The organism is Corynebacterium sp. HMSC058E07 (assembly GCF_001809885.1).
Classification (GTDB): Bacteria; Actinomycetota; Actinomycetes; order Mycobacteriales; family Mycobacteriaceae; genus Corynebacterium; species Corynebacterium macclintockiae.
Genome location: NZ_KV799261.1, coordinates 18792 through 27269, shown reverse-complemented (window position 1 = coordinate 27269; position 8478 = coordinate 18792). Strand labels below are relative to the sequence as shown.

The 8478-nt window shown below is 63.6% G+C and carries 5 protein-coding genes; 1 reads left to right on the top strand and 4 read right to left on the bottom strand.

Translation table 11 applies throughout. The features are described from left to right. Positions 1 to 55: 55 nt before the first annotated feature. From HMPREF2678_RS02645 to HMPREF2678_RS02630, 4 genes are read right to left on the bottom strand one after another with little or no spacing between them, the layout of a single operon-like run. Complete coding sequence (locus HMPREF2678_RS02645; protein WP_035001703.1) at positions 56 to 1444, bottom strand: aspartate aminotransferase family protein; 1389 nt, start codon at positions 1442 to 1444, stop codon at positions 56 to 58. 47 nt (positions 1445 to 1491) lie between these two features. Then, positions 1492 to 3453 (bottom strand): ABC transporter ATP-binding protein, encoded by a 1962-nt coding sequence (locus HMPREF2678_RS02640; RefSeq protein ID WP_035001704.1) that lies wholly within the window; start codon positions 3451 to 3453, stop codon positions 1492 to 1494. 11 nt (positions 3454 to 3464) lie between these two features. After that, a complete protein-coding gene (locus tag HMPREF2678_RS02635) occupies positions 3465 to 4739 on the bottom strand; it encodes a MalY/PatB family protein (protein WP_035001705.1) in 1275 nt (424 codons plus the stop codon). A gap of 57 nt (positions 4740 to 4796) precedes the next feature. Continuing rightward, positions 4797 to 6278: a carboxylesterase family protein gene (locus HMPREF2678_RS02630; protein WP_051891464.1), complete on the bottom strand. Its 1482-nt coding sequence runs from the start codon at positions 6276 to 6278 to the stop codon at positions 4797 to 4799. Here HMPREF2678_RS02630 and HMPREF2678_RS02625 point away from each other — a divergent pair. Beyond that, on the top strand, positions 6277 to 8448 hold the full coding sequence (locus HMPREF2678_RS02625; RefSeq protein WP_070550743.1) for a M3 family metallopeptidase: 2172 nt from the start codon (positions 6277 to 6279) through the stop codon (positions 8446 to 8448). The two genes, HMPREF2678_RS02630 and HMPREF2678_RS02625, sit on opposite strands and share 2 nt — an antisense overlap. Positions 8449 to 8478: the final 30 nt, after the last annotated feature.

Here is an 8478-nt window from a genome sequence, read left to right as displayed (position 1 = left end):
AAAGTCAGACACACTTTTTGCTACTTAACCCGGCAGCGCCGTGGCTTGGAAAGCCTTACAGTGCCTGGTCAACGACCGAAGCAGCGCGGTCGACGATCTCCAGAGCCCAGTTCAGCTGCTCCTCGGTGGTGATCAGCGGCGGGGCGAAGTGCAGGCGGTTGCCGGAAACCATCGGCCAGATGCCGGCCTTCTTCAGCTCCGCGCCGAACGCGCCCATGGCCTCGCCGCCCATTGGGGTCTTGGCCTCCTGGTCGCTGACGAACTCGACAGCCCAGAAGAAGCCCTTGCCGCGGACGTTGCCAACGCTCGGGTGGTTCTCCGTGATTTTCTGCAGCGCCGGGGCAATCACGCGCTCGCCTAGGTCGGCTACCTTCTCGAAGATCTTTTCCTCGCGGTACACCTTCTGCGCCGCCAGCCCCGGGGCCGCAGCCAGCGGGTGGCCAGAGTAGGTCAGGCCGCCCGGGTAGGACTTGTCTGCGAAGCGCCGGTACACTGCCTCGTTCATCATCACGCCGCCCAGCGGCGCCATGCCGGAGTTCACACCCTTAGCGAAGGTCACCAGGTCCGGCTGCAGGTTCGCGCCACCGTGTTCGTAGGCGAACATCTTGCCGGTACGGCCGAAGCCGACCATGACCTCGTCGGCGATGTACAGCGCTCCGTGGCGGTCACAGATGTCGCGTACGCCCTGCAGGAAGCCCTCTGGCGGGACAATAATGCCGCTGGATCCCACGACGGACTCGATCAGCACTGCTGCCACGTTGTCCTCGTAAACCAGGGTTTCCTCCAGCGACTGCAGTGCGCGGGCGCACTCTTCCTCCGGGGTGGTGGAGTAGAAGGCGCTGCGGTACAGGAACGGCCCCCAGAAGTGTTTCACGTCGCCGTCGGTGGTGGGGTTGCCGTGGCGGCGTGCCTCGCCGGTGGCCATAATTGCGGAGCCAGTAGCGCCGTGGTAGCTGCGGTAAGCCGTCAGGATCTTGGACTTGCCGGTGGTCAGGCGAGCCATGCGGATGGCGTGCTCGATGGCGTCTGCGCCGCCGTTGGTAAAGAAGATGTGGGAGAAGTCGCCCTGCGCTTGCTCCACGATCTCCTTGGCCAGCTCGCTACGAACATCGTTGGAGAACGCGGGGTTCTGGTTGGTGATGCGTGCGGCCTGCTGCTGAATTGCCTCCACCAGCTTCGGGTGGGCGTGGCCCAGGTTGGCGCTCACCAGCTGGCTTCCCAGATCCAGGTAGCCGTTGCCCTGGTAGTCGTAGATCCACGGGCCTTCGGCGTAGCTCAGCGGCTGCGGGTTGATCTTTTCTTGCGCCGACCAGCTGTGGAATACGTAGTTGCTGTCGTTGTCGCGTACCTGCTGCTCTGCGGTCTTTGCTTCTTCGGTGCCGACGCCAACTTTTGCGCCGTCGAAGGTAGTGAACTCGGTGATGCTAGGGGGTAACTCAGTCATTCTTCCAGGCTACTCTTGCACGTTGGCGTTAGCAGCGGAGATGCTGCCTAGGACTGCCCCTGGGTGGGCTGCTCCGCAAGGTCCTCGTCGAAGTTGTCGTACTCGTCGTAGTTTTCGTCGTCCTCGGCGGCCGGATCGCTGAATCCGAAGCGCTTCAGCCGCGCCCGGTCGGCGGCGGAGGAAGAGCTGGTCAGTTGCAAAAGCTCGTTGTAGATACCGCCGCTGGTTGCCAACTCGGCCGGGGAGCCGACCTCGCAGACGTGCCCCTTGTCCAGGGTGACGATCTTGTCGACGTCGGCGATGGTGGACAGGCGGTGGGCGATGACGATGGTGGTGCGGCCCACCATCAGTTCGTTCAGGCCGGCCTGAACCACGCGTTCGGCCTTTGTATCCAGTGCGGAGGTGGCCTCGTCCAAAATCAGCACCGGCGCGTCCTTCAGCATGGCGCGGGCCACTGCGATGCGCTGTTTCTGCCCACCGGACAGGCGCAGGCCGCGCTCGCCGATGAGGGTGTCGTAGCCATCCTTGAAGTGCATGATGAAGTCGTGGGCGAAGGCGCGCTTGGCCACCGCCTCGATCTCCTCATCCGTCGCGTCGGGCTTCGCGTAGGCGATGTTTTCCCGCACGGTGCCGGAGAACAACGCGGGTTCCTGGAACACCACGCCGACAGAGCTGCGCAGCTCCGCGGCCGTCATGTCCGCCACGTCCTTTCCGCACACCTTCAGCTGCCCCTCGGTGGGGCGGTACAGGCCCAGCAGCAGGTTCACCAGAGTAGATTTGCCGCCACCGGATTCACCGACCAGTGCCACCTGGTCGCCCTTGGCCGCCTGGAAGGTGACCTGGTGGATGACGGGTTCGCCCTTGGTGTATTCGAAGCTGACGTGATCGAAGTCGATCACCGGCCCGTTCTCCGGGGCGGAAAGCTGCGGCTGCACAGCCTGATCCACGTCATCCTGGGAGACCAGCATCGGCCCGCCCGGGCGGGCAGCCTCCAGCAGGGGAGCGGTGGCCGATGGTTCCTCCAGCTCCTCCATAGTCTTGAAGTATTCGCGGGAGCCCGCGGCGGCACGCTGGGCGGTATCCACCATCCAGCTCATCATGCCGGCCGGCTGGCGAGCCATCACCACGTACTGCAGCAACAGCACCATGTCGCCCAGCGTGAAGTCGCCGTGCAGGGTGCGCCAGAACAACATCAGGTAGATGCCGAAGAAGATCAGGTTCATCCCGCCCATGCGCAAGACGTCCATGAAGTGCCACCAGCGGGATTGTTCGCGCGTCAGTTGGATCGTGTCGGCGAAGTGCTTCTGGAACAGACGCAGCTCACGCAGCTCGGATACGAAGGACTTCACCACCTTTACCTGGCCGATGACCTCCGCGAAACGCCCCTGGGCTACGTCGATGTGCTCGTTCTTTTCCTTCTCCCACACCATCCACTTCTTGGAGGTCAGCATGGTCAGGTACAGGTACATCGGGAAGATGATCGCCAGTAGCAGCGCCAATGGCCAGTAGTAGATGGCCGTGATCACCAAGATCATGGTGACGGTGATCAGCATGGAGAAGAAGTTGTTGGCGAAGGACTTGATGAAGTCCGTCAGCCCCAGGATGGAGCGGTCTAGCCGGGAGATGATGGTGCCCGTGACCTGCTTGTCGTAGTAGCCCTGCGGCAGCGACAAAAGCTTGGCGTAGTAGCGGTTGGACAGGATCTGGCGCATTCGCATGGCCATCACGTCGCCGAACCAGCCGCCGATGTTGTGGATGAGGGTGTTGGCCAGCTCCACGGCCAGCAGGCCGACGGCGAGCCAGATGACGGTCTTTGTGGCGCCCTCGATGGCAGCGTCAGAAGCACCCCCGCCCCCGACGGTCTCCACGATCGTGTCGGTGGCCAGCTTCACCAGGTAGGGAGTGGCTAGGGCTAGTCCCGCCGTGACGATGCTGGTGATCATCACGATGATGTAGAAGGGCCACAGTTCCTTAGTGGAGCGCAGAATTCGGCTGAAGGCTTTGATCACACTGTGCCAAGTTAACCGTTCAGGTTCGTCTTAGCGAATTCCGCGATGCGATCCAGGGTCGCGTTGAGGATCTCCCGCGACGTTCCGAAGTTGATACGCACATGCCCCGCACCTTGAGTGCCGAACATGGTTCCTTCGTTGAAGGCCACGCGTGCGCCTTCCAGCAGCTTCTTACCCGGGTTTTCTTCCAGCCCCGGTACCGCGCTGAGGTCGACCCACAGCAGGAAGCTGGCCTCGGGGCGGGTGAACTTCGCGCCGGGCAGCACCTCCGGTAGTCGGCGTTCCAGCAGATCCAGGTTGCCCTGCAGATACTCCAGTTCGTTATCTAGCCATGCTTCGCCGTTTGTGTAAGCGGCCTCGGCGGCGACCTGCCCCAGGGTGGAGGAGGATCCCGTGCGCAGCGGACTGACCTTCGCCATTACCGCGCGATCGTCCGGGTTTGTGAAGATCATCTGCGCGCAGTGCAGGCCCGCGGTGTTCCAGCCCTTCGAGGTCGCCAGCACCGTCACGGTCACCCGCGCGGCTTCCTCACTGAGCGTCGCCAGGGGAGTGTGCTTGTGCGGGGCGTAGACCACCGGCGCGTGGATCTCGTCGGAGATCAGACGGACGTTGTACTTCTCGGCCAGTTTCACCAGCTTGGCTAGTTCCTCCGGGCGCCACGCGCGCCCCAAAGGGTTGTAGGGGTTGCACACGATCATCGCGCCCACACCTGCCGGGTTTTCGCTGCTAGCGAAGGCCTTTTCTAGGGCCTCGTAGTCGAAGGCCCACTCCTCTGTGTCCTCGGCGCCCTGCGGGCTCTTGTTGCCCCTCTTGGTCATTTCCACCTCGACCTTCGGGCGGTTCACTGCACTCGGCACGTCGAAGAACGGGTGGTAGCTCGGCACTGGGACGATCACGTCGGAGCCCTGCGGCGTCAATTCATCAATAGCTGCAGCAACGCCCTTAACCACATCCGGGACCAGCCGCACCCACGTCGGGTCGATCTGCCAGTCGAAGCGGCGGGATAGGAAGCCTGCCAGGGCCTTCTCCACGGAACCGTTGCGGCGCTCGTAGCCGAAGTATTCGCGATCCACGCCCGACTGGATGGCCTGCTTGACGGCGGGGCAGGTGTCGAAGTCGGTCTCGGCGACCCACAGCGGCAGCACGTCCTCGTCGTAGACGGTCCACTTCATCGTCCCGCGGGCGCGCAGGGTGTCGAGGTCGGGGACGGTCACGGTATCGTTCGGGCGGCCGGCGTTCGGGTGGCTAGCGTTCGGGAAGCTGTTGTTCTGGGGTGTGGCGTTCATAGCTTCCCACCCTAGCATTCTAGACCGAGCTGTCTAGTGTGGGTGCTGTATTGCCGCTTAGTAGCGCGGGTAGAGCTCCGGGTAATCCTCGCGAATCTGCTGATAAGCATCCTCGGCCACCTCGCGGGTCACCTCGCCGCGCGCAGCCGCATCCGTGTCGAAGCGCCGCACCAAACGTCGCGAACCATAGCGCGGCCACTCCGGTTCCTCCCCGCGGGCGAAGCGCGCGACAATCCCGTGAAACTCCGTCGCCAGTGGCTGCAAGCGCTCGGCCGCGGACTCGCCGCAGAAATACTTCACTGTTTTGGGCGCGACCTTAAGGGCGTCAAAAACCAAAGGAAGATCCGCGCAGTGCCAAGCTGATTGGCTTCCGTGAAACTCGTAGGACCAGGTTGTATCGCGTTTTTCCTCCATGATCGCCACGGCCCAGCGTTTAATGGCCGAATCACCGATGGCCATTCCCACCGGGTTTTCTGACGCCCACCGCACCCGCGCCTGCAGCGCCCGTTCCGCGTACCGTGCCAAGACCTTAGCCGGTTGCCGAACCAGCGGGTTCTTGGAGCTTAAGTGCTTGTCGAGGGCGCGAGCGAAGGGCATCTGCACTAACTCCTCGCGCAGAGTGCCGACCAGCAGAGGCACGTCCCGCATCTGATCTGGCCGGAAAGGATAGGGGCCCACCGCGCAGTCCGTGCGATAGATCCGGGCAAAGCGGCGGTAGGCACGTTGTAGCTGATCCGGCTTGAGGTGGGACAGGTGCTTGGTCGTCAGAGGTCCGCCGAGGAGGGCACGGGCAACATGCTCGCGGCTCGGCCAGCCTTCGCGCGGGAAACCAGGGCTGAGGATCACAGCGCGGTGTACCAAGCCCTCGGTGCGGGGATTGCATAGAGCCCATGCCGTCAGAGCACCGCCGGCGGACTGGCCCATCAGTGTGACTTGTTCTGGATCACCGCCAAAAGCGGCGATGTTGTCGCGCACCCATTGCAGTGCCACGACGATATCTTCGGCGCCGCGGTAATACTCCGGTTCTTTGTTTGGGTCTATTGAAGGATCAATGTCGGCCGGGCGCTGCTCGTCGACGAGGGGAAGGAAGCCCTCAAAGCGATACCGGTAGTTCAGCGAGACGTATACGAAACCCTCCTCGGCGAAGCGGACACCCTGGTACCAGAGCTCGTCGGCGAAGCCTTCCTCGTAGCGACCACCGTGGATGAACACGATCACTGGTGCCCCGGGACTGGTGCCGTCGGTGGGGGTAGATCCAGTTCCGGCGTTGGCTCTGGGATGGAAGTCAGACTCGATGATGGAAGGGGGTGCGTCGACCGGGCAGGTGATGGATAGGGATTGGCGGTGGGTGGTGGTGGAGGGGTCGCCGAAGAAGAATTGAAAAGGGACAGCAGGGGAAGGAGGGGCGAAGCGTTCGCCCCCGGCGTAGGGGATGGACTCGAAGCGGAGGACGGAACCGCGGAGGAAGCCACGTTTGCGACCCTGTTCGATGGCCACATCAACGTAGTCCTTGGGCTCAGGGATAGAGTGGGGGATCATGGATTACCTCCAAAACGCTTCCGAACTGCCTTATGAACTGCCAGACTTCGCGGCAATCGACCTAGCCGAGCTGGTGCCCGCCTTCCGCACTGCGCTGGTGGATCACGCCGCGCAGATCGCGGCGATCGCGAACAACCCCGAGGCTCCCACCTGGGAAAACACCGCCGAGGCGTGGGAAGAATCGGGTCAGATGCTGCAGCGCGTGCTGGCCATTGTTTTTAATTATACGGGCGCACATGCCACCGATCAGGTGCGCGAGATCGAGGCGACGATCAGCCCGGAGTTGGCCCGGCACTTCAGCGAAATCTGGCTGAACCGCACGCTGTGGCAGCGCATCTGCGCCCTGCCCGAGCAGACAGAGGGCAGCGAGGAAGAGGCACTACTGCGCGAACTGAAGAAGAGCTTCATCCGCGGTGGTGCAGAGCTAGACGACGACCAGCGGGAGCGCCTGCGCGACATCGACGCGCAGCTGGCCGAGCTGACCACCGCCTTCGGCGCGCAGTTGCAGACCGCCACCGAAGATGCGGCGGTGCTGCTGACCGACGAAGCCGAGGTAGCGGGCCTCAGCGAATCTGACAAGGAATACTTCGCCAAGGCCGCCACAGAGCGAGGGGAGGAAGGCTGGCTGATCCGCCTGGGTCTGCCCAGCATCCAGCCAGTGCTGGAATCGTTGGATAACCCGGCGGCGCGTGCGAAGGTGCACCAGGCATCGTTGAACCGTGCGGCCGATAGCAACGCGGCCACGCTGCTGCAGATCGTCCACCTGCGCGCCCAGCGCGCCGAGCTATTGGGGTTTGCCAACCACGCCGAGTTCGTCGCTGCTGCCGAGACCGCGGGAAGCCTCGCGGCCGTCGAGGAGTTGCTTAATCAGGTGACGCCCGCCGCCGTGGCGAACGCGCAGGGCGAGTTCAAACGGGCGCTGGACAAGATGGCCGTCAGTGGAGCCGAAAGCGCAGCGGACACAGCCACCGCAGAGGACGGGGAGGGGGAAAGCGCCCTCACCGGCGCAGATTGGCCGTACTGGGATGCCAAACTGCGCGCCGAGGAGCTCGACGTCGACGAGGCGGAGCTCAAGAAGTATTTCCCGCTGGAACAGGTGATGGTCGACGGGGCATTCTTCGCCGCCAAGCGCCTGTACGGCATCGACGTGCGCGAACGCACCGACTTGGCCGGTTACGCGCCAGGCGTGCGGGTGTGGGAGGTCACCGAGGGCGCCGACGCTACCGAGGGTGCCGGCGCCCCCGTCGGCATCGGCCTGCTACTCACCGACATGTACGCCCGCCCCACCAAGCGCGGTGGCGCGTGGATGAACTCCTTCGTCGAACAGTCCAACCTGCTGGGCCAGGCCCCCGTGGTGGTCAACGTGATGAACATCGCCGAGCCCGCCGAAGGCGAACAGGCCTTGCTGAGCCTCGACGAAGTGCAGACCGTCTTTCACGAGTTCGGCCACGCCCTGCACGGCCTGCTCTCCGACGTGCGCTACCCAACGCTGTCCGGCACCAACGTTCCCCGCGACTTTGTGGAATTCCCCAGCCAGATCAACGAAAACTGGGCGCTGGAACCCGCCGTGCTGCACAACTACGCCCGCCACGCGGAGACCGGGGAAGTCATCAGTGGCGAGTTCGTCGACGCGATCCGCGCCCAAGCCAAGTGGGGTCAGGGCATGGCCACCACCGAGTTCCTGGCGGCCTGCTGGCTGGACCTGGCCTGGCACAAGCTTTCTGCCGTGGAAGCGGAGAAGCTCCTCGAGGCTGCCACCGAGGACGCTGTCGCACAGGTCGAAGCCTTCGAAGCCGAAGCTCTGGAGCGCGCCGGGGTGGACGTCAACGGTGCCCTCGCCCCGCGCTACCGCTCCACCTACTTCAACCACATCTTCGCCGGTGGCTACTCCGCCGACTACTGGAGCTACCTCTGGGCCGAGGTCCTGGATGCCGATGGTTTCCAAGCCTTCGTCGATACCGGCGCTGCGGTGGGGGAGTCCATTACGGAATCTAATGACGCCACCCCGGTTCTCGACGACGATGATGTCCGCTTCGCGGGCGAGCGTTTCCGCCGCATTATTCTTTCGCGCGGCGCTAGCATCGACTTCGAAGACGCATTTTGGATGTTCCGCGGCCAGCAGCGCAGCGTGCAGCCGCTACTTCACCGTCGCGGGTTGAGCCAGGGGTAGGCGTCAAGAAAGAAAGGGCAAGATCAAAAC